Origin of the sequence: Bradyrhizobium sp. SYSU BS000235 (assembly GCF_049747295.1) — a bacterium.
In the GTDB taxonomy this organism is placed as follows: Bacteria; Pseudomonadota; Alphaproteobacteria; order Rhizobiales; family Xanthobacteraceae; genus Afipia.
In genome coordinates this window covers 687,890-712,608 of sequence record NZ_JBMHJM010000001.1, presented here as the reverse complement: position 1 = coordinate 712,608, position 24,719 = coordinate 687,890, and the positions used below count along the sequence as shown (strand labels likewise).

General features: G+C 60.4%; 22 protein-coding genes. 18 read left to right on the top strand and 4 right to left on the bottom strand.

Going from position 1 to position 24,719, the window contains the following annotated elements; translation table 11 throughout:
• Positions 1-143: 143 nt before the first annotated feature.
• From ACP0KA_RS03270 to ACP0KA_RS03250, 5 genes are all read left to right on the top strand, one after another.
• Positions 144-1,157 carry a Gfo/Idh/MocA family oxidoreductase gene (locus ACP0KA_RS03270; RefSeq protein ID WP_424627405.1) on the top strand — a complete coding sequence of 338 codons (1,014 nt, stop codon included), beginning with the start codon at positions 144-146 and terminating at the stop codon, positions 1,155-1,157.
• 39 nt (positions 1,158-1,196) lie between these two features.
• On the top strand, positions 1,197-2,345 hold the full coding sequence (locus tag ACP0KA_RS03265; protein WP_424627404.1) for a DegT/DnrJ/EryC1/StrS family aminotransferase: 1,149 nt from the start codon (positions 1,197-1,199) through the stop codon (positions 2,343-2,345).
• 46 nt (positions 2,346-2,391) lie between these two features.
• The gene (gene murJ / locus ACP0KA_RS03260; RefSeq protein ID WP_424627403.1) at positions 2,392-3,921 is read left to right on the top strand and encodes a murein biosynthesis integral membrane protein MurJ; all 1,530 of its coding nucleotides are present in this window, start codon (positions 2,392-2,394) and stop codon (positions 3,919-3,921) included.
• 72 nt (positions 3,922-3,993) lie between these two features.
• Entirely contained in the window at positions 3,994-6,297 is a 2,304-nt protein-coding gene (locus ACP0KA_RS03255; RefSeq protein WP_424627402.1) for a xanthine dehydrogenase family protein molybdopterin-binding subunit, read from the top strand.
• Positions 6,298-6,403: 106 nt separating this feature from the next.
• Entirely contained in the window at positions 6,404-6,853 is a 450-nt protein-coding gene (locus ACP0KA_RS03250; protein ID WP_424627401.1) for a c-type cytochrome, read from the top strand.
• 85 nt (positions 6,854-6,938) lie between these two features.
• Here ACP0KA_RS03250 and ACP0KA_RS03245 read toward each other — a convergent pair whose 3' ends face one another.
• Complete coding sequence (locus ACP0KA_RS03245) at positions 6,939-7,364, bottom strand: CHRD domain-containing protein (protein WP_424627400.1); 426 nt, start codon at positions 7,362-7,364, stop codon at positions 6,939-6,941.
• Between the two features lie 88 nt (positions 7,365-7,452).
• Here ACP0KA_RS03245 and ACP0KA_RS03240 point away from each other — a divergent pair, with 88 nt between their 5' ends.
• Both ACP0KA_RS03240 and ACP0KA_RS03235 read left to right on the top strand, forming a co-directional pair.
• Positions 7,453-8,370, top strand: a complete 918-nt coding sequence (locus tag ACP0KA_RS03240) for a c-type cytochrome (RefSeq protein WP_424627399.1) — start codon at positions 7,453-7,455, stop codon at positions 8,368-8,370.
• A 119-nt stretch (positions 8,371-8,489) separates the two neighbouring features.
• Positions 8,490-9,461: a DMT family transporter gene (locus ACP0KA_RS03235; protein WP_424627398.1), complete on the top strand. Its 972-nt coding sequence runs from the start codon at positions 8,490-8,492 to the stop codon at positions 9,459-9,461.
• Between the two features lie 27 nt (positions 9,462-9,488).
• Here the strand turns inward: ACP0KA_RS03235 and ACP0KA_RS03230 are convergent, their stop codons facing one another.
• The gene (locus ACP0KA_RS03230) at positions 9,489-9,725 is read right to left on the bottom strand and encodes an Lrp/AsnC ligand binding domain-containing protein (RefSeq protein WP_424627397.1); all 237 of its coding nucleotides are present in this window, start codon (positions 9,723-9,725) and stop codon (positions 9,489-9,491) included.
• A gap of 152 nt (positions 9,726-9,877) precedes the next feature.
• Between ACP0KA_RS03230 and thiD the strand changes: the two genes are divergently transcribed.
• The 5 genes from thiD (at position 9,878) to ACP0KA_RS03205 (ending at position 14,445) form a co-directional block, all read left to right on the top strand.
• A complete protein-coding gene (thiD, locus tag ACP0KA_RS03225; protein ID WP_424627396.1) occupies positions 9,878-10,687 on the top strand; it encodes a bifunctional hydroxymethylpyrimidine kinase/phosphomethylpyrimidine kinase in 810 nt (269 codons plus the stop codon).
• A 104-nt stretch (positions 10,688-10,791) separates the two neighbouring features.
• Entirely contained in the window at positions 10,792-11,451 is a 660-nt protein-coding gene (locus tag ACP0KA_RS03220; protein ID WP_424627395.1) for a class I SAM-dependent methyltransferase, read from the top strand.
• A gap of 57 nt (positions 11,452-11,508) precedes the next feature.
• Positions 11,509-12,309: a UDP-2,3-diacylglucosamine diphosphatase gene (locus ACP0KA_RS03215; protein WP_424627394.1), complete on the top strand. Its 801-nt coding sequence runs from the start codon at positions 11,509-11,511 to the stop codon at positions 12,307-12,309.
• Positions 12,309-13,367, top strand: coding sequence for a glycosyltransferase family 4 protein (locus ACP0KA_RS03210; protein ID WP_424627393.1), 1,059 nt, complete (start codon positions 12,309-12,311; stop codon positions 13,365-13,367). Before ACP0KA_RS03215 ends, ACP0KA_RS03210 begins: the two co-directional genes overlap by 1 nt.
• Before the next feature lie 88 nt (positions 13,368-13,455).
• Positions 13,456-14,445, top strand: coding sequence for a threonine ammonia-lyase (locus tag ACP0KA_RS03205; protein WP_424627392.1), 990 nt, complete (start codon positions 13,456-13,458; stop codon positions 14,443-14,445).
• A 47-nt stretch (positions 14,446-14,492) separates the two neighbouring features.
• On the opposite strand, the gene ACP0KA_RS03200 is transcribed toward ACP0KA_RS03205, so the two are convergent.
• Positions 14,493-16,295 (bottom strand): hypothetical protein, encoded by a 1,803-nt coding sequence (locus tag ACP0KA_RS03200; RefSeq protein WP_424627391.1) that lies wholly within the window; start codon positions 16,293-16,295, stop codon positions 14,493-14,495.
• Between the two features lie 106 nt (positions 16,296-16,401).
• On the opposite strand from ACP0KA_RS03200, the gene ACP0KA_RS03195 reads away from it, so the two are divergent.
• Positions 16,402-17,610 (top strand): MFS transporter, encoded by a 1,209-nt coding sequence (locus ACP0KA_RS03195; protein WP_424627390.1) that lies wholly within the window; start codon positions 16,402-16,404, stop codon positions 17,608-17,610.
• Here the strand turns inward: ACP0KA_RS03195 and dgcA are convergent.
• Positions 17,599-18,591, bottom strand: a complete 993-nt coding sequence (gene dgcA / locus ACP0KA_RS03190; protein ID WP_424627389.1) for an N-acetyl-D-Glu racemase DgcA — start codon at positions 18,589-18,591, stop codon at positions 17,599-17,601. The genes ACP0KA_RS03195 and dgcA overlap by 12 nt on opposite strands.
• A gap of 140 nt (positions 18,592-18,731) precedes the next feature.
• Here dgcA and ACP0KA_RS03185 point away from each other — a divergent pair, with 140 nt between their 5' ends.
• The 5 genes from ACP0KA_RS03185 (at position 18,732) to ACP0KA_RS03165 (ending at position 24,703) form a co-directional block, all read left to right on the top strand.
• Entirely contained in the window at positions 18,732-19,865 is a 1,134-nt protein-coding gene (locus tag ACP0KA_RS03185; protein ID WP_424627388.1) for an ABC transporter permease, read from the top strand.
• An 8-nt stretch (positions 19,866-19,873) separates the two neighbouring features.
• Entirely contained in the window at positions 19,874-20,644 is a 771-nt protein-coding gene (locus ACP0KA_RS03180) for an ABC transporter ATP-binding protein (protein ID WP_424627387.1), read from the top strand.
• A gap of 17 nt (positions 20,645-20,661) precedes the next feature.
• On the top strand, positions 20,662-21,504 hold the full coding sequence (locus ACP0KA_RS03175; RefSeq protein WP_424627386.1) for an MlaD family protein: 843 nt from the start codon (positions 20,662-20,664) through the stop codon (positions 21,502-21,504).
• Positions 21,505-21,801: 297 nt separating this feature from the next.
• Positions 21,802-23,235: an outer membrane protein gene (locus ACP0KA_RS03170; RefSeq protein ID WP_424627385.1), complete on the top strand. Its 1,434-nt coding sequence runs from the start codon at positions 21,802-21,804 to the stop codon at positions 23,233-23,235.
• Between the two features lie 409 nt (positions 23,236-23,644).
• A complete protein-coding gene (locus tag ACP0KA_RS03165; RefSeq protein WP_424627384.1) occupies positions 23,645-24,703 on the top strand; it encodes a SphA family protein in 1,059 nt (352 codons plus the stop codon).
• Positions 24,704-24,719 lie beyond the last annotated feature (16 nt).

Genomic DNA, 24,719 nt, shown 5'->3' with positions numbered 1-24,719 from the left:
ACCTAAAAGTGTAATTCTTTGCATCAAAACGTGTAGGGAATTGCAGCGGCAGGTGTTCGCCACACATGTGACAGCGTGCTAGGACGGTCTCGACGCGGGTCGGGGGGAGCGCCGCCGCGTGGCGAAGTTCAGGGGTTTCATCGATGAGTTCGAATGTGTCGGCTAAGGGCAACCCGGGCGACGTGCAGACGTTGCGCGTTGGCGTGGTCGGTGCCGGTGTCATGGGGACCAACCATGCCCGCGTGTTGGCTGGTCTGCCAGGCGTGTCCCTGACGGGTATCGTCGATCCGTTGGCTGCGCATCGCACGCGCGCCGAGCAGATGATCGGGTGCCGGACGTTCAACACGCTCGAAGAACTGCTCGATGCGGGCGTTGACGCGGTGACCATTGCTGCGCCGACCCACCTTCATCGCGAGGTGTCGCTGGCCTGTATTGCGCGCAAGGTTCACATTCTCGTCGAAAAGCCCATCGCACCGTCGGTTGACGAAGGCCACGAAATCGTCGACGCCGCCCGTGCGGCCGGCGTCACGCTGATGGTGGGGCACGTTGAGCGCTTCAATCCGGCCGTGGCCGCGATCAAGCAGGCGATCAAGGACGAGGAAATTCTTTCCATCGGCATAACGCGCGTCGGGCCGTTTCCGCCGCGCATGTCCAATGTCGGCGTCGTCATCGATCTCGCCGTGCACGATATTGATCTCATCCGCTGGTTCACAGAGTCCGACATCATCGATGTTCAGCCGCAATTGGCGAGTGCCGTGGCGGAGCGTGAAGATATTGCACTGCTGCAGTTTCGCACCGCGTCCGGCGTTCTCGCTCACATCAATACGAACTGGCTCACTCCGTTCAAGGCGCGCAGCGTGACGGTGGCCACGCGCGGCAAGTATATCCAAGGCGACTTGCTCACGCGCCAGGTTACGGAGTGTTTTGGCTTTCAGCGCGATGGGAGCTATTCGATGCGGCATCTGTCGGTAGGGCATGATGAGCCGCTGCGGGCCGAGTTGATTGCATTTCTCGATGCAGTTCGCTCGGGCAAGGCTCCAGCGGTGACAGGCGATGAAGGGGTCGCCAGTCTCGAGATCGCGATCAAGTGCCTAGAGGCTCCGGCCGGCTCCATCGCGCAGCCGCTGCGCAAGGGTCCCCGCGTCGTTGCGGGCTAAAAGCACGTCTCAATTTGATTTTCAGTCCGGCAAGGCATCATGAACCAGCATATGCGACCAGAACCTGTGGCTTTCATCGATATCGGCGCCCAGCGCCGTCGTTTGGGAAGCAAGATCGATGATGCTGTCTCGCGTGTGCTGACGCATTGCCAGTTCATCAACGGTCCCGAAGTCACCCAGCTCGAAGCCGATCTGGCTGCCTTCTGCGGCGCCAAGCATGTTGTCGCATGCGCCAGCGGTACGGATGCGCTGCTGATGGTGTTGATGGCCCAGGGCGTTGGCCCGGGCGATGCCGTCATCTGTCCGTCATTTACGTTTTGCGCGACCGGTGAAGTCGTCGCGTTGACGGGGGCTACGCCGGTGTTTGTCGACGTCGATGAAGCGACGTTCAACATCGACATCGTCTCCCTGAAGGTCGGCATTGGCACTGCGCGCAAGCTCGGCCTCAAGGTCAAAGCCGTGATCCCGGTCGATCTGTTCGGCCAGAGTGCTGATCACGATGCCATCGGCAAGGTTGCAAAGAGCGAAGGTCTCTTCGTTCTCGACGATGCGGCACAGGCGTTCGGGGCGACCTACAAGGGCCGCCGGCTCGGAACTTTCGGTCTCGCGACCGCAACAAGCTTCTTCCCGGCCAAGCCGCTCGGCTGCTTCGGGGACGGTGGCGCGATCTTCACTGACGACGCTGATCTCGCCGAGCGGTTACGCAGCGTGCGCGTGCACGGGCAGGGCAGCGAGAAATACGACAACGTCCGCCTCGGGTTGACCGCTCGTCTCGACACCATGCAGGCGGCGATCCTGATCGAGAAGTTGAAGATTTTCGAGGACGAGATCGCGGCACGCAACCGGGTTGCAAGCCGTTACTCCGATACACTCGGTGATATCGTGACCGTGCCGAACGTCACGGCAGGGAATACCTCGGTTTGGGCACAATACACCATCCGCTTGCCCAACAGCGCCAAGCGCGATGTGTTTGCGGATGCGCTGAAGGCGCAGGGCATTCCGACGGCCATTTATTATCCGAAGTCGATGCATCAGCAGACCGCCTACAAGCATTATCCAGTGGCGGAAGGCGGTTTGCCGGTCAGCGAGAAGCTGTCCCAGGACGTGATCAGCCTGCCGATGCATGCCTACCTTGATCCGGCGGCCCAGGATCGCGTCATCAAGGCTGTGTGCGACGCGGTTAGCTGATAATTTGAGCATTTTGCGCCGCCGCAGCATGTTGTAGAAGCGGCGCATGCTCGGGCGAATTTTCACCGTCGGCGGTTATACCCTTCTCTCGCGTATCACCGGATTCGCGCGTGACATCATGCTGGCGGCGATCCTCGGCGCGGGCCCGGTCGCGGACGCGTTCTTCGTGGCGTTGCGGCTGCCGAACCATTTTCGGGCGATCTTTGCCGAAGGCGCGTTCAACGCGGCCTTTGTTCCGGCCTATGCGCATGTCTATGGTCGCGGCGGTGCGCCGTCAGCCAAGCTGTTCGGCAACCGGATTTTTACCGTCCTGTTCGTGACCCAGCTCGTGCTGCTCGCGGCGGCATTGCTGTTCATGCCGCAGGCGATGGCCATCCTGGCGCCGGGATTCACCGACGATCCTGCGCAGCGCGAGCTTGCGATCACGCTGACGCGGATCACTTTTCCATATTTGCTCCTGATCACCTTGGTCACGCTCTATGGCGGCATGCTCAATGTGATGCATCGCTTTGCGAGCGCTGCAGCCGCTCCGATCTTCCTCAACCTGTCCATGATGGCGACGTTGGCGTTTGCTGCGTTTTTTCCGACCGCTGGCCACGCCGCGGCATGGGGCGTTCTCATTTCGGGCTTCCTGCAATTTTTCCTTCTTGCGGGCGATGCCGCACGCAACGGCGTATTGCCGACGTTCAGCTCGCTCAAACTCGACGACGACGTTCGTGCGTTTTTCCGCGCGCTTGGCCCTGCGACCTTAGGATCCATGGGAACGCAGGTCGCGTTGTTCGCGGATACGATTATCGGGACGTTCCTCGCGGCCGGCGCGTTGTCCGCATTGTATTATGCTGACCGCCTGAACCAATTGCCGATCGGTGTGATCGGGATTGCCATTGGTACGGTCTTGCTCCCGGAGATGTCGCGCCGCATCACCGCCGGCGATCATGCGGGCGCGATGGCCTCGCAGCGCCGCGCGTTCGAGTTCACATTGCTGTTCTCCGTTCCGTTTGTCGCGGCCTTCCTGACGGTGCCGGACATCATCATGCGCGCGATGTTTGCTCGTGGCGCGTTCTCGAAAGCCGACGCGGCGGCGGCGGGCGCGACGCTCGCGGCCTATGCGATCGGCTTGATCCCGTTCGTGATGATCCGCAGCGCGGTTGCCACGTTCTACGCCCGCAAAGACACTGCGACGCCGGTAAAAGCGTCTCTCACCGGGCTCTCGGCAAATCTTGTGCTGAAATTTGCGTTGATGGGGTCGCTTGCTCAGATCGGTCTCGCGCTTGCGACAGCGGTCGGTGCATGGATCAATCTCTTGCTGGTGTTGCTGTTCGCAGTGCGGCGCAATTATCTTGAATTCGACCGCTCCTTCTTGATGTCGCTGATTAAATTCGCGTTATCAGGCGTGATACTGGCCGCCGCACTGTGGGCAACGTCGCGCTGGACTGCTTCGGCTCTTGCAGGAATGACGTCGCTGCGTGACGAGTCCGCTCTCGGAATCTTGATTTTGATCGGGGCGATTGTCTATGGCGTTTGTGTGATTCTTCTGTTCGGCAGACGCTGGCTGCGCGCGCTCATTCGCCCTTAAAGTCATTTGCGCTTCGGTGTGATCCGCTGCAATATGGAATTAGAAGCGTTCCAGATTGCAGTTGGAGAATTCATGGCTTCCGTAAAATTCGGCGTCGGTCAAAGCGTCACCCGTAAGGAAGACGACCCTCTTATTCGCGGCAAGGGCCATTACACGGATGACTATGCGTCAGGGCCGGTGTTGCATGCACTGGTTCTGCGCTCGCCGCATGCTCACGCGAATTTCACGATCGATACCTCCGCTGCCAGCAAGCTTCCCGGTGTGGCGGCGATTTTGACGGCTGAAGATACAGCCGATCTCGGCGTCCTGCCGTGTTTGTTCAATCTGCCGGACGAGCCATTTACCGCGCCGCCTTATCCGATCCTGTCTCGGGACACGGTGCGTCACGTCGGTGATGCCATCGCATTTGTCGTCGCCGAGACTATGGATCAGGCGCGCGATGCGGTTGAGGCAATCGTTGTGCAATGGAAGCCGTTGCCGGCCGTCATCGGCTTAAACAACGCTGTCAAGAAGGATGCCCCGCAGGTCTGGCCTGATCATCCGGGCAACGTGTTGTTCGACACCTCGATCGGAGATAAGGCGAAGACCGAAGCTGCCTTCAAGGATGCGCACGCGGTCGCGGAGATTTCCATCGTCAATCCACGCGTTGTGACGAACTATATGGAGCCGCGAGCGGTCGTCTGTGAGTACGACGTCAAACGCGAGCACTTTACGCTAACGATTGGCAGTCAGGGCAGTCACCGCCTTCGCGATATCCTGTGCGAGAATGTGCTGAAAATTCCGAAGGACAAGATGCGGGTCATTTGCCCGGATGTCGGTGGTGGCTTCGGCACTCGGTTGTTTCCATATCGCGAATATGCGCTGGTTGCCGTGGCGGCGCGCAAGCTGCGCAGGACCGTGAAGTGGACAGCTGAGCGCTCGGACCACTTCTTGGGTGACGCCCAGGGACGCGACAATGTGACGACCGCCCGCATGGCGCTTGCTGCCGACGGCAAATTCCTCGGCATGGATGTCGATTTGATGGGCGATATGGGCGGGTATCTCTCGACATTCGGCCCCTACATTCCTCACGGCGGCGCCGGGATGCTGCCGGGGCTTTACGACATTCAGGCCTTCTATTGCCGGATCCGTGCGGTGTTCACCAACACTGTCCCGGTTGATGCTTATCGCGGTGCAGGGCGGCCGGAAGCGGCTTATGTTGTTGAGCGGCTTGTGGATGCGGCCGCGCGCAAGCTTGGCATGACGCCCGATGCGATCCGCCGCAAGAATTTCATCGCGCCGAAAGCGCTGCCGTACACCACAGCCACCGGCAAGGTGTACGATTCCGGTGATTTCGCGGCGCATCTGAAGCGGGCGATGGACATTGTCGAATGGAAGGAATTTCCGAAGCGCCTCAAAGCGGCCAAGAAACAAGGCCTGCTGCGCGGGATTGGTCTTGGATCCTACGTCGAAGTCTGTGGCACGATGGGAGAGGACGAGACTGCCCAGGTGCGGCTTGATCCCAACGGCGATGTCACCATCCTGATTGGCACGCAATCGAGCGGGCAGGGGCACCAGACCGCGTACGCCCAGATTGTGGCGGAGCAGTTTGGACTGTCGCCTGAACGCGTTCATATCCTGCAGGGTGACACTGATGTCGTGGCGACGGGGCTTGGTACTGGTGGCTCGAGTTCGATCCCCTCAGGCGGCGTGAGCGTCCAGCGCGCCACCCGCAAACTCGGTGTAAACCTGAAAGAGATCGCCGCCGACGCACTCGAGACCAGTGCGGCTGATCTCGAAATCCGCGATGGCTTTGTGCAGATTGCCGGTACCGATCGTTCAATGTCGTTTGCCGATATCGCTAAACGCTCATCCGATCCGTCCAAGCTGATGGCGAGCGAGGCATTCAACAGTGCGGACGGCACTTATCCGAACGGCACCCACGTCGTGGAAGTCGAAATCGATCCGGCGACAGGCCGGATCCGCATCGTGAATTACGTGATCGTCGACGATTTCGGCGTCACGCTGAATCCGCTTCTGCTCGAGGGGCAGGTTCACGGTGGCACGGTCCAGGGCATCGGTCAGGCCCTGATGGAGCAGGCGGTCTACGATCTCAACGGCCAGCTCATGACAGGGACATTCATGGACTATGCCCTGCCGCGTGCAGCCGACGGCCCGTCAATAACGTTCGAGACCCACAATGTGCCGTGCAAGACCAATCCGCTCGGTGTGAAGGGGGCGGGTGAGGCGGGCGCGATCGGCTCATGTCCGGCCGTGGTCAACGCGATCATTGATGGGCTGTGGCGCGAGTACAAGATCGATCACATCGACATGCCGGCGACCGCCGAACGTGTCTGGATGACGATCGCCGAGCATCAGCGGCGGCACCGTCTGTAAAAATTCCCTGCACAGCAAAAAAATGTTGGGCTTGTCATGCTGCAACAGGGATGGTGGGCTTAGTGATCTTCGAAGTCGTTGTAATGAACCCGGAGGGCTTTTCTGAATGAAGCGTATTATCCTCGCGAGCGTCGCTGTTCTCTTCGGCATCGGTGCCGTCGCCGCTCAGCAAGATCTGGTCAATCAGAGCAAGACGCTGATGAAGTCGAACGGCAAGAACCTGGGCGGCGTTCTCAGCCCGATGGTCAAGGGCGAGAAGCCTTATGATCAGGCAGCGGTGAGCGCGGCGCTTGCTCAGCTTGACGACACGGCAAAGAAGTTGCCGACGCTTTATCCTGACAGCGTGAAGGGGGCCAAGGCTGATGGTGACTACAGCCCGTCGCCGAAAATCTGGGAAAGCAAGAGCGACTTCGACGCCAAAATTGCCAGTTTTGCAAAGGCCGTGACTGAGGCCAAGGCCCAGGTGAAGGATCTTGATTCGCTGAAGGTGAACCTTCCGACCATCGGTAAGGCCTGCTCCGGGTGCCACGAAACATTCCGCGTGAAGAACAGCTGATCTTCAACGGTATTTGATGCACAAAGGGCGAGGGCCGTCGGTCCTCGCCTTTCTCTTTGCATCCGAAAGTTCGCGGGTCGTTGGACTATTTCGTAACCTGTCCACGAATTTCGCCGGCCGGATGGGCCGCGGTGTGGACGTTGACGTAGTACTTGCCCGCCATGAAGTCCGCGGCCTGGGCATCCGTCAGGGTGGCGCTGCCTTCCGCACCGCTGGCCGGGTCTTTGAAAGGCACAACAATAGGCGCGTTCTTGCCGGCTTCTGCTGGACCATGAAAATGTGCCATAGTCGCGGGACCGGTGAGGCCTGAATAGGTCACCTTCCAGGTCAGTGCCTTGGTCGCGGAATCGAAATTGATATCAGCCGTGCCTTTGCCCGGACTTGTATTGGCAGGCACTTCCGCTGCGCTTGTAAGGTTGACCTTCATGGTCATTTTTTCGGCCTGTGCTGCGCCACCGAACGCGATCAGCACGCTGAGTACCGAGGTAGTGATTGCGAAACCGTTGTTCATGGTTCCTCTCCTGATTGAATTACGGATATGATTTGAACACCGGCGAGAGTTTTTTGGTTCCTGTTCTTTCTTTTCTCTGGGGGCGCGTATGTGGCGGAAGCTATGTGTGCTTGTGATCGCCGCTGTTATTGCCGGCCTTGGGACGTTTTGGTTCATCACCATCCCTGCGGTGGTTTCGGCGGAAGCCCTGCCGGCCTACACGCCCGACGTCGCTCATGGAGAGGCCGTTTTCAATGCCGGTGGCTGCACGTCCTGCCACGGGGTTGCGGGCGAGCCACGTACGATGCTGGGCGGAGGGCTCGCCCTTCATTCGCCATTTGGAACGTTCTACGCGCCGAACATCTCGCCTCACAAAATGAACGGCATCGGTAACTGGACCGAAGCAGATTTCGTCACCGCCATGAAGAAGGGCACCTCGCCCAGCGGCGAGCACTATTTTCCCGCGTTTCCCTACGCCTCCTATACGCATGCGACGACGCAGGACATCCGCGACCTGTTTGCCTACATCAAGACTTTGCCGCCCTTGTCGGGAAGGCCGCGTCCGCATCAGATCGAGTTTCCCTACAACATCCGCCGCCTGGTCGGCGGCTGGAAATTCCTGTTCATGGACGACAAGCCGTTCGCGCCGGACCCGAAGCAGTCGGCGGAATGGAATCGCGGAGCCTATCTTGTGAACACACTCGGCCACTGCGCCGAGTGTCACAGCCCGCGCAATTTCCTCGGCGGCATTGTGTCGTCGCAGCGATTTGCCGGTGGACCGAATCCGGAAGGCAAGGGGTGGGTCCCGAACATCACCCAGAAGGGGCTCAAGGACTGGTCTGATAAGGACATCGCCTATTTCCTGAAGACCGGTGAACTGCCGGACGGTGATACCGCTGGCGGATTGATGGTGCCGGTGATCAAGAACACGTCCCAGCTCAGCGATGCTGATCGCAGCGCGATGGCGACTTATCTCAAGTCACTGCCGCCGGTGGAAGGCCCGCCACGTCCGCCCAAGAAGGCCTGAGCTGGTCATACGTTCCCACTGCATAGCGCTGGATCTTGTCATGCTGGAAACGGGACTTTTCCCGCCTCATGCTGCGTGCTTTGTCCATTCACATTCGCTGCGGGATTCGTTTCACTTCAATGCATATTGTCAGAGCGGTTTCCTTCAAGGTCATCAGTACGCTGATGTTTGCGATCATGGGGGCGCAAGTGCGCTACCTCGCGGGTGCCTATCCCGAGGGGCAGGTTGCATTCTTCCGTTCGTTGTTTGCCTTGATACCGGTGCTCATCGTGTTCGGCTGGCGGGGGCAACTGCGCGGTGCGCTGACAACGAAGCGGCCGTCCGATCATCTGGTGCGTGGAATCTTCAGCGTCGTCGGCACGTTCTGCACGTTTGCGGCGCTTGCGCGAATTCCGATCGCGGATTTCACGGCGATCGCCTTTGTCGCGCCGCTGATCACGGTGGTGCTCGCAGCCGTGTTTCTCAAGGAGAAAGTGCACGCCTATCGCTGGTCGGCTGTGGTCATCGGCTTCGGCGGCGTGGTCCTGATGCTGACGCCTTACTTTGGTGCGCACGCTGCGTTTACGTCCTCGGTGATCCTCGGCCTGATATTTGCGCTGCTGAACGCATTGTCCTCCGGCGGTGCGTCGATCCAGATCCGGCGACTTACGGCGACAGAGACCACGTCGTCCATCGTCATTTTCATGACGCTGCTGGTGATGCTGGTTTCGCTGTTGACCGCCCCGTTCGGCTGGCGGATGCCCGCAAGTACGTTAGACGTTGTTTTGCTGATCGGAGTGGGCATCACCGGCGGGCTTGGCCAGATCTTTTTTAACGACAGCTACCGGTTCGCCCCGGCATCGTTTCTCGCGCCGTTCGACTACACAGCCATGCTGTGGGCCTTCCTGCTGGGCTACTGGTTTTTTGGTGAGGTGCCCACGCTTTACGTCATCATCGGCGCCGTAGTGGTCGCAGGCGCGGGCATCTTCGTGATCCTGCGCGAGCGCTATCTGGGGCTGAAGCGGCTGCGGGACACGCCGGTCGCCGCCATTGCAACCATCGCGGACGGCGAAAAGGACCCGGACGCACCGGTGCTCGCAAAAATCTCCTGAACCGTCCCGTCTGCTAAGCTGTTCCCGTCAGAACGCCTTGAAGGTGATGATGGTGTAAGTGTCCTGAATGCCAGGAATGATCTGGACCTTTTCGTTGACGAAATGGCCGATGTCCGTACTGCTCTCGACGTAGAATTTCACCAGCAGGTCGTAGTCGCCCGCGGTCGAATAGATCTCGGAGGCGATCTCGGCTTCCGCGAGCGCATTGGCAACCGCATAGGATTGGCCCAATTTGCATTTGATCTGAACAAAGAAGGGCACCATCGCTACTCTCCCGGAAATGCCATAAAACTCACTCCGCATAGAGCCTAAAATCATCCGCGGTGGCAAGTCGGCTTGCTGGGCTCGGTCCTGCGCGCTAGACCCTGTAGCAGGGAGATCTGGGTCGACGAACACGTGATTTTGTTGGGAACGTTATGAGCAAACCGATTGCGCTCACCATTGCCGGTTCAGACTCGGGTGGCGGCGCGGGTATCCAGGCCGATCTCAAGACGTTTGCCGCGCTCGGCGTCTACGGCGCCTCGGTGATCACGGCGCTGACAGCGCAAAACACCCAAGGCGTGACAGGTATCCACGACGTACCCGCAGATTTCGTCACCGCGCAAATCGATGCTGTCTTCAGCGATCTCGATGTCAAAGCCGTGAAGATCGGAATGGTCTCCCGTCATGAGGTGATCGACGCGATTGTCGCGGGCCTCGATCGCTGGTCACCCAAATATGTCGTGGTCGACCCGGTGATGGTGGCGACATCGGGCGATCGCCTGCTGTCGCCGGACGCGATCAATGCGGTGCGCACAAAGCTGTTTCCGCGCGCGACCATTATCACGCCGAACCTCCCGGAAGCGGCGGCGCTGCTCAATGAAACTGTCGCGGCGACTGAGGCTGACGTCGAGCGTCAGGGCAGGGCCTTGCTGGCCATGGGATGCGCCGCGGTTCTCGTCAAAGGCGGGCACGGAGAGGGCCCGGAGAGCGTCGATTACCTCCTGAGTGGGGACGATATCGTCCGGTTGGCTGCGGCACGCATTGCCACGAAGAACACCCATGGTACCGGCTGCTCTCTCTCGTCCGCCATCGCAGCCGGCCTGGCGAAAGGCGAGGATCTGGCAAGCGCCGTCCGTCAGGCCAAGGCCTATATCAGCGCCGCCATTGCCAAGGCCGACCAGCTTGGAGTGGGCCATGGCCACGGGCCGATCCACCATTTCCACGCCTTCGAGAATGAAGGATGACAGGCGTGCGGCCCATTGTCGCCAGTTTGTCGCACTCTGCTGTTAATCGCCAATAAGCGCTCAAACCGTCTGATTCCAGTCAGACTTTGCTTATTGGAACGAAGATGACCTCCACCGATCTCGAGAAGTCCATCGTCGAAACCGCCTATGCTCGCTGGGCGCCGATTTACGATGCGGTGTGCGGGCCGGTGATGGTGAAGGGCCGCCGCGCTGCTGCCGCCGCGGCGCGCGCCATCGGCGGGAAAATTCTGGAAGTCGGGGTCGGAACCGGACTGTCGTTCGACGACTACGACAACCGCACGGAAATCACCGGCATCGACATGAGCGCGCCGATGCTGGAGAAGGCCCGGCAGAAAATGGCCAGCGGCAAGTATCCGTTCGTGAAGGCCGTCCAGCAGATGGACGCGCACAACATGACCTTTGAGGACGCGACCTTCGACTGCGTCGTAGCGCAGTTCGTCATCACGCTGGTGGCCAATCCCGAGCGGGTCCTGTCCGAATGCCACCGTGTGGTGAAGCCGGGCGGCCGCATCATTCTCGTTAATCATCTCTATTCGGAAGTGGGCATGGCGGCAGCGGTCGAGCGCTGGGCAGCACAAAAGACCCGCGCGCTCGGTCTGCGTCCGGAATTTCCGTTCTCCCGGCTTCAAGCCTGGGCGCAATCAAATGACAACACCACCCTTGTCGAACGGCGCAAAGTTGCTCCGTTCGGCATTTACACGCTGGTTTGTTTCGAGCGTACCGCCAGCTCAAAGGCAGCCTGATCGTTCATCACGCTGTCATACGATTTTGGTAAGGGGCGCCGTATGGAAAGGCAGACGATGAGCGACAGCAGTCCCGAACGACGCTTTCGCACCTTGTTTATCTCCGACGTTCATCTCGGAGCTCGCGGTTCGCAATGCGACCGTCTTCTCGATTTTCTCCGCGTCCACGATGCCGACACGATTTACCTTGTCGGCGACATCATCGACGGTTGGGCGCTGAAGTCCAACTGGCACTGGCCACAATCGCATAATGATTTCGTGCAGAAGATGCTTCGTCGCGTCCGCAAAGGCGCGCGTGTCCTCTACATTCCAGGTAACCACGACGAATTTCTCCGCTCCTATTACGGAACGCATTTCGGTGGTGTTGAAGTCGTCGAGCAGGCCATTCACGAAGGCGCTGACGGCAAGCGCTACTTGGTGATCCACGGCGATATCTTCGATCTTGTGGTGCAGAACGCGCGCTGGCTCGCTCACCTTGGCGACAAGGCCTATGACTTTGCAATCCAGATGAACCGGCTCGTGAATGCTTTCCGAAAGTTGTTCGGTGTGCCGTACTGGTCGCTGTCGCAATGGGCGAAGCTGAAGGTCAAGAACGCTGTCAACTACATCGGCGCGTTCGAACAGACGCTCGCCGGCGAAGCCAAGCGTCACGGTGCGGACGGTGTGATCTGCGGCCACATTCACTACGCAACGATCCGCGATGAGAATGGCATTCGCTACATGAATTGCGGCGACTGGGTCGAAAGTTGCACCGCCTTGGTCGAGCACGAGGACGGACGTTTCGAAATCCTGACCTGGACGGGTCCATTGCAACGAACGGAGCCGGTCCCCCGCGTCGCAACGGCGAAGGCCGCTTGATGCGTATCCTCGTCGCAACCGATGCATGGCACCCGCAGGTTAACGGTGTGGTGCGCACCCTGACCATGATGGCGGAAGCCGCAGCGTCGATGGGCGTGGATATCAGCTTCCTCACGCCGCAATCGTTTCGCACCGTCGCCTTGCCGAGCTATCCCGATCTGCGCCTTGCCATTCCAACGCCAGGCAAGATCGCTCGCCTGATCCAGGACGCGCATCCCGATAACATCCACATCGCGACCGAAGGTCCGATTGGAATCTTGGTGCGGCGTTACTGCCTGAAACGGAAAATCCCGTTCACCACCAGCTTCCACACCCGGTTTCCCGAATACGTCTCTGCCCGGTTTCCGATTCCGGAATCATGGGTCTGGGCAGGGCTGCGCTATTTCCACGGTGCCAGTCACGCGGTGATGGCGGCAACCCCGGCGCTGGGGCAGGAGCTTCGTGGCCGCGGCTTCCGCAATGTCGTGTTGTGGCCGCGTGGCGTCGATGCGAAGCAGTTTCGCCCGATGCCGTTCGATCTTGGACTGCCTCGACCGGTGTTCCTGTCGGTCGGCCGCGTTGCTGTCGAAAAGAATCTCGAGGCGTTTCTCGAACTCGATCTTCCTGGCACCAAGGTCGTGGTTGGTGACGGTCCGGCGCGTGCGGAGCTTGAGCAGAAATATCCGAACGCGGTGTTCCTCGGCGCGATGCAGGGCGAGAAGCTTGCAAGCACTTATGCCGCTGCCGACGTGTTTGTGTTTCCAAGCAAGACCGATACCTTCGGCCTTGTGCTGTTGGAAGCATTGGCCAGCGGCGTGCCGGTCGCGGCGCTGCCTGTAACTGGTCCGCTGGATGTGATTGGTGATGCGCCGGTTGGTGTATTGAGCAATGATTTGAAGGCGGCGTGCCTGCAGGCGCTGACGCTCTCGCGCGAGGGCTGCCGCGAGTTTGCCCTGAAGCAGACCTGGGAGGTTTGCGCGCGGGCCTTTATCGACAACGTCAATCAGTTGCGGTCATCGGATCCTGCCAAGGGCGATAAGCTTCGCGGAATATTGGCGCGGGTCCGCACGGCAGCCTAAGGCGTACGCCGAGCCGCGGCTTCCACGCTCGCGGCTTGCCCGGCTGGAAGTCTTGCCTGCACGTCACCGGGCGGGATAAAACCAGCCTATGACCGAGTCTTCTCTTCCGACAATCGCCGATGTCGATGCCGCCGCTCGCGTTCTCGCACCCGTAGCGGTGCGGACGCGCCTGATTTCATCTCCCGCGCTGGACGCTGTCACGGGGGCGCGAGTCTTCCTGAAACCGGAAGTGCTGCAGCGGACCGGGTCGTTCAAATTCCGTGGCGCCTACAACAAGCTTGCGTCGGTGCGCCCCGAGGCGCGCAATGCGGGCGTGGTCGCGTTCTCGTCCGGCAACCATGCGCAGGGCGTGGCCGCAGCGGCGCAAATGCTGAAGATGCCGGCGACCATTGTCATGCCGTCTGACGCGCCGGTCTCCAAGATCGAACGCACCAAGGGCTATGGCGCGGAAGTCGTGCTCTACGACCGCGACAAGGAAGACCGCGATCAGATCGCCCGCGGCATCGCGACAAAGCGCGGAGCCGCGCTCGTTCCGCCGTTCGACGATCCGTGGGTGATCGCCGGTCAGGGGACGGTTGGCCGCGAAATCGCCGAAGATCTCGCCGCCCTCGGCATCGTGCCGGACATTGTCTCCGCGCCTGCATCGGGCGGTGGATTGATGGCCGGGATTGGGCTCGCGACCAAGGCGAAGTTCGCCGATGTTCAGTTGATCACCTCCGAGCCGGCAGGCTTCGACGATCATGAGCGCTCACTGCGCGCCGGGCATCGCGAACCGCATCGCGCCGAGGGCCGCACCATCTGCGACGCGCTGATGGCGTCCATCCCAGGCGAACTGACATTCGCCATCAACCACACGCTCGGCGCGCGCGGCGTGACGGCGACCGATGACGAAGTCGGCAGGGCCATCGCTTTTGCGTTCCGCGAATTGAAGCTGGTGGTTGAGCCGGGTGGAGCGGTTGCGCTGGCGGCTTTGCTTGCAGGCCGCATGGATGCCAAGGGCAAGACCGTGGCGATTGTCCTGTCGGGCGGCAACATCGATGCCGATCTGTATGCGCGGCTGATCCAGGAGAATCCTTGAGGGCCGGATGTCCAGCTGCACTTTTCAGCTAACACCTCTCACAAGGCCTAGCTGAAAAACGCGATCCGTTCGGCGTGGCTCATACGGCGGATGGCTGCGAGCGGGTCGTTACGTGGTGTCTCGGGCTTTGCCACGATGCCGCTCGCGATCAGACTCGCTCCTAGCGAGGCCGGTGGCACGATGGCATCAGGTGTCGCGCCTGCTGCGAAGCTCATCATGTGGTCCGCCACAGAGGTGGGTGGCGTCTCGGCCGCGACAGGCATGCTCGCAGTGGAATAGACAGCTTGTGCGATGGCCTCGCCCAGCATGTTGTCGGGCAGCAGAGTTTTCGCGGACAGGCTCGCTGTCTCATTCGGCGCCACGGGTGGTGCGTCTTCTGAAGACGCCGCGAACGACATGTCCGGTGTCACGCTTAGCTCTGCGGCGGCTGTCGGGGCTGCTACGGCCTCCACAGTCGCGACAGGCTCTGTTGGTTCTTCCGCCGCCATTTCCGCGATCTGCGGCGCATCATCCGATGGCAGTTCGTCTCGTGCGGCAATCTCAATGGTCTCGGAGGCCTGGTCCTGATCGGAGAGAGCGTCGTCGCACGCAGTCTCTTCGATTGCGACATCCGCCATCGCCTCCAGGGATTCGACGACCTGCGGAACGATGGTGATTTCATCAGCGAAAGGGCCGGATGACGTAGATTGAGCTGGATTTTGCTCCAGCTCCGACGTCACAACGTCGGGCTCCGGTGTTGTTTGCTGGACTGTTTCCTCGGCTACCGCCGTTTCAACCATCACGTCGGTTGATGCCGCGATTGCGGCAGATCGCTCCATTTCCGTGGCAGAAACCACGTCCTGCTTCTCGACACTGGTTTCAATATCGCTGCTTGCCTGCACTGGGGAGTCGGCTGAAAGATCGAACAGGCTTTCGTCCAGCGTGATGCCATCACTGGCTTCCGAAGCCGTCGCTTCCGCCGTCACGGGCGGATCTACCGCATCGTCCTGTGCATCAGCCTGTGAGGTGATGTCGGACTGCGAGGCCGCCGGTGTCACGGTCTCCATCGTCTCGACGGTGTCCTGCGACGGAGCGGAGTGCGTGTCGGCTGCTGACGCCGTCGCGGCGTCCATTGATGACGCATCCTCCGGCAACGCGCTCTCCGCCGCAGCATCAAATGCGACGGCGTTGTTGTCATTTGAAACGGGGCTTGAAACGTTCAATGCCTCTTCGACGATCTCACTTGACGCACTTCGCGCTTCGTCGGCGACCGAGGCTGTGTCGGATTGACGGATTTCAGCGCTCTGTTCTCCGGATGCACCGAGTTGATCGATCTGCACAGTCGCCAGATCAAATGCGCCAAGGACGTCATCGCGGAAGCCGCTCGTCGGCATGCGATCACAGGCGGCATTGATGGCGTCGACCTGGGAATCCAGCAGAGAGCAGATGCGGCCGTCCGCACCGGACTCCCGCAGGCCCCAGGCGATTTCGCGGATGACGCGGGCGCATTTGCGCGTGGGTGCCAGGGCCTCATCCATCCGAGTATCGGACAGCGCGGCTTCCGCGCTGTGCCGGGCGGCGGCAATGATGGCCTTGATCGCAGTCAGCGTCTCGGTGAGGTCGGGCGCAGGCTGCGCCGGCGGTTCTTCGGCCCTCAATTCCTTTTGGGCCACCAGCGTCCGCTCGATGCGCGCGACGGCATCGAGCACCAGCGCCGTGTCCGCGTTGCGATTGCGCTTGGTGTATTCCTCAAGAAACCAGCGGCCGCGCGCGGTCTCGACGAACGCCTCGCGAATGGCTTCGAAGTCGGCCTCGGTCGGCGAGGTGGCGCGTGCGGAGATCGGCGACAGGGCGAAAGCGGTGTTGGACATGCAAACCCGGAATTGAGCAGGAGACATTCATACGCAAAACCGGTGTCCATACATCGCGGACACGCGTAGATACGATCAGCACGAACAGCAGCGAATCGCAACCACGTTGAGCACCAGCGAATCACAAAAGCACCCCGCCGGGCAATCCGTCGCGCGTCGATTTGCGATCGGGACCAGCCTGTTTTACGCCTCGACGCTGGGTGTGGTTGGAACATATCTGCCGTTTTTTCCGGTCTGGCTGAAAGCCATCGGCGTCGATGCGTCATGGATCGGCATCATCACGGCGGTGCCGTCGTTTTCGCGCTTCACTATCCTGCCGTTTGTGACGGCCTTCGCCGAGCGCCGGCAGATTTTGCGCGAGACGATGATGGTGATGGCGTTTGTGACGGCGCTGGGGTTCACTGCGGTCGGCATGCTGCATCATCCGCTGGCGATCCTGATCGTGTTTTCGCTGACCGCCTGCACATGGACGCCGCTCGGTCCGTTGACGGATGGCTACGCGCTGAAAGGCGTAGCGCGTTACGGCCTCGACTATGGTCCGATGCGGCTGTGGGGATCGGCCGCCTTCATCGTCGGCGCGATGGGCTGCGGATGGCTAGTCGATATCCTGGATTCGAAGAACCTGATCTGGACCATCGTCGCCGTCGCTTTCCTCAGCGCAACCGTCAGCCTCGGTCTTGTGCCGCTGGATGCGGCGACCAGAGGTGCGGCATCGTTGACGCGCGCCAGCGGATTGCTGCGCAAGCCGCTGTTTCTGTCGATCATCGGCGCCTCGGCGCTGATCCAGGCAAGCCACGCGGCCTATTACATCTTCGCCTCGATCACCTGGCAGAACGCAGGGCTCGGCGGGCTGACCATCGCAGGGCTCTGGTCGCTTGGCGTGTTGGCTGAGATTGTGATTTTCGCCATCTCGCCGCGCTTCACGGTGTCGCCCACGATCCTCATCATCATTGGCGCCATCAGTGGAGTGGTGCGCTGGGTTATCACGGCGCAGGACCCGCGCATCGACGTGCTGACGGCCGTGCAATTGCTGCACGGGCTGACATTCGGCATCACCCAGGTCGGCACCGTCGCGCTGCTGGTGCGCAGCGTGCCGCATCATCTGTTGGCGAGCGCACAAGGCTATCTCGTGGCCACCATCGGTGCGGTCAATTCGCTGGCGATGGTCTTATCCGGCCTGATCTACGCCCGCGTCGGCGAGGGCGTCTACTACGTCATGGCGCTGATGGCGTTGGCCGGCGGCGTTGTCATGGCGGTCGTACGCAGTCGACTCGATGCGCAGCCTTCGCTCTCCGATGAGCGTTTAACCCCATAACCCCGCATCAGGCGGATACACCGTGCTGCCCTCGTAACGCAGGCCGTTGTCGCGGTCCTTGGTCAGCAGCAGCGGTCCATCGAGATCAACCACCCGCGCGTCCTGTGCGACGACCATGGCGGGGGCCATGGCCAGCGATGTCGCCACCATGCACCCGACCATGAGGTCGAAGCCGAGCGCTTTGGCTGCAGCGGCCATCGCGAGCGCCTCGGTGAGACCGCCGGTCTTGTCGAGCTTGATGTTGATGGCGTCGTAGCGTTCGCGCAGTCCTTCCAGCGAGGCACGATCATGCACGCTCTCGTCGGCACAGACCGCGACCGGCCTTGCGATCCGGGCCAACGCCTGATCGTGCCCCGCGGGGAGGGGCTGTTCAATCATGGTCACACCGGCCTCAGCGCAGGCCTCAAGGTGGCGTTCAAGATTGGCCTCGGTCCAGGCTTCGTTGGCGTCAACGATCAGTTCGGATTTCGGGGCGGCTTGCCGGACGGCGGCGATCCGCGCCTCGTCGCCGTCGCCACCCAGCTTGATCTTGAGCAGCGGCCGGTGTGCGGCCTTGGCGGTGGCTTCCGCCATGGCCTGTGGCGTGCCCAGCGAGATGGTGTAGGCCGTGGTGAGCGGGCGGGGGGCGGATGGACCGATCAGGTCCCAGGCCCGCTGCCCGGCTTCCTTGGCCTCCAGGTCCCACAAGGCGCAATCCAGCGCGTTCCGGGCCGCCCCCGCGGGCATACGCTGCTGGAGCGTTTGCCGGTCCATGCCGCCCTGGATGACCGCCTGCATGGCCTGGATCGCCGCGAGTGTTCCCTCGGGGGTCTCGCCATAGCGGGCGTAGGGAACGCATTCGCCACGCCCGGTCTGGCCGGCACGACTTACCTCCGCCACAATCACAATCGCTTCTGTTTTCGCCCCCCGGCTGATGGTGAAGCCGCCGGCAATGGGCCAGCGCTCGATATGGGCGTGAAGCTTCAAGGGCACAGTGATCATTGAAATTGATGCGATTCGGAACAGGCGGGTTGCTTGAGGGGTCTAGTTATGGCTCTTAAAGGCATCCCCGTACAGATTGTTGGCATCATGGTAGGTTGTCCGGATCGACCGGACACACGGATCGATGCAGGAGTTGGCTTTTGAACGGCAATCCCACATTGGAACAGGCGACCGTTGGGGCGAACCTGGCGCTGCGTGCGACCGGCCAATGGACCGTCCATCACGCACCGGCCCTGGAGAAGATCGTCGAGCGCACCGAGAAGCTCAAAGGTCGTCCTCCCGGCGTGGTCATCGACGTCTCGCAGGTATCGCGGCTGGATACGTTCGGTGCGTGGCTGATCGAACGCCTGCGGCGCAGCCTCACGCAGGGCGGCGTTGAGCCGCAGATCGCTGGACTGTCGGAGAATTACGCGAGCCTCGTGGAGGAAGTGCGCCAGGTCAACCCGGGCATCGTCCGGCGCCGCGAACGGCGCGGCCCTCTCAGCGTGCTGGACGCCATCGGCCGCAGCGTCGCCGAACTGGGGAGCACATTGGTCGCGCTGCTCAGTATGCTGGGCGCGATCCTCAATGCCAGCTTTCGTGTTCTTCTGCATCCGACGAGCTTTCGCTTCACCTCGCTGATCCATCACATTGAGCAGGTGTGTTGGCGGGCCGTCCCGATCGTGGTGCTGATCACTTTCTTGATCGGCTGCATTATCGCCCAGCAGGGCATCTTCCATTTCCGAAAGTTCGGTGCCGACGTCTTCGTGGTCGACATGCTCGGCGTGCTGGTGCTGCGCGAGATCGGCGTGCTGCTGGTGGCGATCATGGTGGCGGGCCGTTCGGGCAGCGCCTACACCGCCGAGCTCGGTTCGATGCGGATGCGCGAGGAAGTGGATGCGCTGCGCACCATGGGCTTTGATCCGACCGAGGTTCTGATCCTGCCGCGCATCATCGCTCTGGTCATCTCCTTGCCGATCCTCGCCTTCCTCGGCGGCATGGCGGCGCTCTACGGCGGTGGCTTGGTGGCGTGGGCGTATGGCGGCGTGCAGCCGGAGTCCTTCCTGGCCCGCCTGAAGGAAGCAATCTCGATCAGTCACTTTGCCGTCGGCATGATCAAGGCGCCGTTCATGGCGCTGGTGATCGGCATCGTCGCCTGCGTTGAAGGTGCCGCGGTCAAAGGCAGTGCGGAGTCGCTCGGCCAGCACACCACGGCATCGGTGGTGAAATCGATCTTCTTCGTGATCGTCATGGACGGTGTGTTCGCGATCTTCTTCGCAGCGATCAATATTTAGGGCACGCGATGGCGGCATATTCGGACGATGCGATCATCCGGGTGAGGGATCTCACCGTCAGGCTGAACAACAATCTGATCCTCGATCATCTCGATCTCGATGTCCGTCGCGGTGAAATCCTCGGCTTTGTCGGCGCATCGGGAGCGGGCAAATCCGTGCTGACGCGCACCATCATCGGGCTGATCCCCAAGCTCAGCGGCCGTGTCGAAGTGCTTGGTGTCGACATGGACGCGGCCAATGAAGACCAGCGTCGTGCGGTGGAGCGGCGGTGGGGTGTGCTGTTTCAGCACGGCGCGCTGTTCTCATCGCTGAACGTGCGTCAGAACATTCAGTTTCCGGTCCGCGAGTTCATGAAGGTCTCCGAGCGCCTCCTGGACGAGATCGCGATCGCCAAGCTTGCGATGGTGGGTCTCAAGCCCGAGGTCGCTGAGCGCTATCCGTCGGAACTGTCGGGCGGCATGATCAAGCGCGTTGCGTTGGCACGCGCGCTCGCTCTGGATCCCGAGATCGTGTTTCTCGACGAGCCGACGTCCGGCCTCGATCCGATCAGCGCCGGAGAGTTCGACCAGCTCGTCATGACCCTGCAGCGCACTTTGGGACTGACCGTTTTTATGGTAACGCATGACCTCGACAGCCTTAAAACAGCCTGCAATCGCATCGCAGTGTTGGGCGATCGCAAGGTTCTTTTAGTCGGCACGATGGACGATATGCTGGCCTCGCAGCACCCTTGGCTGCGGGCCTATTTTCATGGCAAGCGCGCCCGGGCCGTAGTTGCGTAGATTCTGGAGTTAAGTCGATGGAAACGAAGGCGAATTTCGTCCTGGTCGGGGCGTTTACGTTGGCTGTGGTAGCAGCCGCGTTCGGCTTCGTTTTCTGGTTCCAGAACCTTGGAGCCGCCGCCCAGCGGACACCGCTGCGCATTGTCTTCGAGGGCGCGGCCTCGGGTCTGCGGACCGGCGGCAACGTCAACTTCAACGGCATCAAAATCGGCGAAGTGACCTCGATCAAGCTTGATGATCCCAAGCGCGTGGTGGTGATCACCAGCGTCGACAAGTCAGCACCGATCCGTAAGGACTCGCTGGTCGGCCTCGAGTTCGCCGGTCTCACTGGCGTGTCGTCGATATCGCTGAAGGGCGGCTCGATCGAAGCAGGCGGTGTGCCAGTGGCCGACGACGGCGTGCCGACATTGACGGCAGATCCCAACGCAATTCAGGACATCGGCGAAGCCGTGCGCGCCACGCTGCAGAACGTCAACAAGCTGGTCACCGACAACCAGGAAGCACTGCGCGTCAGCATGGGCAATCTCGAGGCGTTCTCCAAGAGTCTCGCCAGCAACAGCGCACGCATCGACAGCATCATGGCCGGCGTCGATGCGCTGATGGGTAGCAAGGACGGCAAAGAGGGTGAGTTGCAGCTCGCCGCCAAGTCGTTCCGCGAACTGGCCGAGAATCTCGACAAGCGTTCTGCCGGCCTGATCAGTGACGGTCGCGTCCTGATCGGCGACAGCCGCCGCACGCTGGCCGATATCAGCCGCGCCGTGAATAACTTCGACCGCAATCCGACCCGCGTGCTATTCGGGTCGAGCAACAACGATCAACGCCCGGCAAGTCCGAACGACGCCAACGCGCGGCGGCGATAAGCACGACGAAGCGTTCGTCTGCTGCTGATGTTGTCTGCCAGCGCTCGGGGATTCCTTGTCCGTAATGCTGACTGTTCTTCGCAGCATAGGGCGCTTCCACCCTCATGCTAAAAACGCGCAACTTCGTCGAACGCCTTCCTGTCTGTTTTATCATCGTGCGCGATAACTAACCTGACGGATCGAGATTTTCGTCGGGTGTGTCGCGTGAGAGACAGCCAAAGGCAATGCCTTGTAGTTGAATGAAGCATCATCGGGAAGAACTGGCAGCATTGTTACCCTTTTTCTTTAGGGGGTGTCATGAAGTCGTTCCTTGCAACCGTTGCTCTCCTTGCAGTCTGTGCGAGTCCTACAGCACGTGCCGCGGACATGCCGGTGAAGGCTCCGCCGCCTCCCGCACTGCCTTACAATTGGTCGGGATTTTATCTCGGGGCAAATCTCGGCGGGGCGTGGGCCGGCGGCAGCTTGAACATTCCCGGCAACAATTTCTATGGCGGCCTCACCGAATTCATTGGCGGTGTTCAGGCCGGGTACAATTTCCAGGCCGGTCATCTTTTGTTTGGCGTGGAAGGTGAGTTCGGTGGGGCGACATTTGCTCATCCCGCGCTTCCGACACCGACGCTCGGCTCGGTGAGCCAAAACTGGATTGGAACGGTGGCAGGCCGCATTGGCCTCGTGGAGGATAATTGGCTTCTGTACGGCAAATTCGGTGGTGGCTGGGTGCACAGCAATGCCTCGTTGAACTTTCCCGGCGTCACTTGGCAGGGGTCCAACACCAACTCAGGTTGGCTGGCTGGAGTGGGTGTCGAGTACGGGTTCAAACCGCATTGGACGCTTAAACTCGAATACGATTTCATTGGGCTGGGGAACTGGACCTCGGCTACGGCTCCGCCAATCCAGTTGAACCGCGACCTTCAAATGGTCAAGTTCGGTGCAAACTACAAATTCGAGAGCGGCGGCTCTGAGAGAGCCAAACACACGGACGTTACTAGTTCTGCAAAACCCGCGGACGAAGACCTGGCGAAGAAATCGCAGAACCCGATCGCCGATCTCGTCAGTGTTCCGTTCCAAAGCAACACGAACTTCAACGCCGGGCCGTTCAACCGCACCCAGGAAGTTCTGAACATTCAGCCGGTCGTGCCGCTGCATATCAACGCAGACTGGAACTTGATCTCGCGCACGATCATTCCCTTGATCAGTCAACCCAGCCCGATTCTTAACAGCAACACGAACGGCATTGGTGACATCACTCAGCAGTTCTTTTTCTCACCCACCCATCCGGGCAGTCTGATCTGGGGCCTCGGTCCGGTCTTTACGATTCCATCCGCGAGCGATCCTATCCTTGGACAGGGGAAAGTGCTGCTCGGTCCGACGGCCGTCTTGTTAACAACACCGGGACATTGGGTGATCGGCGTTTTGGTCAACAACCAGTGGTCAGTCGGCGGCAATCCGTTGCGCACGAACGTGAATCAATTTCTTGCGCAGCCGTTTATCAATTACAACATGGCGCACGGGTGGTTCCTGACGACCTCACCAGTTATTACTGCGAACTGGTTGGCGGCATCGGATCAGCGGTGGACTGTACCGATTGGCGGCGGCATTGGTCGCGTGTTCAGGCTAGGTGAACAGCCAGTGAGTGCGTATATCTCCGGTTATTACAACGCAATTAGACCGGATGGCGCGCCGAACTGGCAATTGCGGGCCGAATTGTCGCTGCTCTTTCCCGAAAAATAACGGATCTCCTAAGGGTCAGCACTCTGACCACTTCTATCTATATCAGGGCGTTACTGGTTACGGCTTCTCTTAGAAAGACGAGCCGCAAGCGAACAATCAGTTGAGTTTGTAAAGAGAATTGAAGTGGCTCCGCAGACCGTAGCTCGTATCGATCTTTCACTCAGCAAGGTCCATCATCAGTTGCCAGCGACATATGTCCTCGCATTGATGTCACACCTTTAAACTTTTTCCGCCGGAAACGATCTAAAGAGCGAGTTCATGGCGACGCCTGTTGCAGCCAAGATTGCGGCAACCTAAGCTTTGAGTCTGAAGAACATCCGAAATTACCGCCGGATGGGGAGGGGTCATAAGTCAGTCTTACAGTGCAAGTGTCTTGAAGAATTCGCTCTGAGCTTGGGGAGTTTCTGCAATGACCGTCACTCAGCCTGCGATCCGCAGGATCGCGTTATGCACGACGACTGCCGCCGCTCTCACCTTATGTGCTGAACCTTCACGCGCCGATGAAAACGGAATCTCGTTCTGGGTTCCCGGCCTGTTCGGAAGTCTTGCGGCCGCGCCGCAGGTGCCGGGCTGGTCCATGGGCACGGTGTACTATCACACCAGCGTGGAGGCCTCGGGCAACGTCGCGGCCGCGCGACAGGTTTCAATCGGACAGGTGAACCGAACGGCTAATGTCAATCTGGACCTCACTGTGAATGGCCGCGGCGACTTGGCTTTCATGACACCGACCTATACCTTTGCGACACCAGTGCTCGGTGGCCAGTTCGCGGTCAGTATGCTCGGTATCTTCGGTCAGACGCCGACCAGCCTTGCCGGTACCTTGACAGCTTCCGTTGGTCCGTTCACCGCGACGCGAAGCGGCATTCTCAGCGACAGAACGGTCTCTGTTGGCGACCTTTATCCGATGGCATCGCTGCGCTGGCACGACGGCGTTCACAACTACATGGTCTATGGCACCGGTGATATCCCGGTCGGGTCCTATGACTCCATGCGGCTTTCCAATATCGGCATCGGCCACGGCGCGATCGATTTCGGTGCTGGCTACACCTATCTCAATCCGGCGACCGGCCTTGAGTTCTCAGGTGTTGGCGGCTTCACCTACAACTTCAAGAATCCTTCGACGCAATATCAAAACGGTGTCGACTTTCATTTCGACTGGGGGGCGTCGCACTTCTTCTCCAAGCAGCTCTTTGCTGGTCTTGTCGGCTATGCGTATCAGCAGGTTACCGATGACACCGGCGGCAACCCGCAGTTCGGTGGCTTCAAATCACGGGTTCTCGGCATCGGCCCTCAGATTGGATATTTGTTCCCGGTGGGGGATATGCAGGGCTACGTGAACCTCAAAGGCTATGGCGAGTTCGATGCCGCCAATCGTCCGTCGGGCTGGAACGTCTGGCTGACGTTTGCGATTTCGCCAGAGGCGCCCAAATCAACTGTTACACCGACGAAACATCTCGTTTCGAAGTAGGTCGTCGTTGATCTGA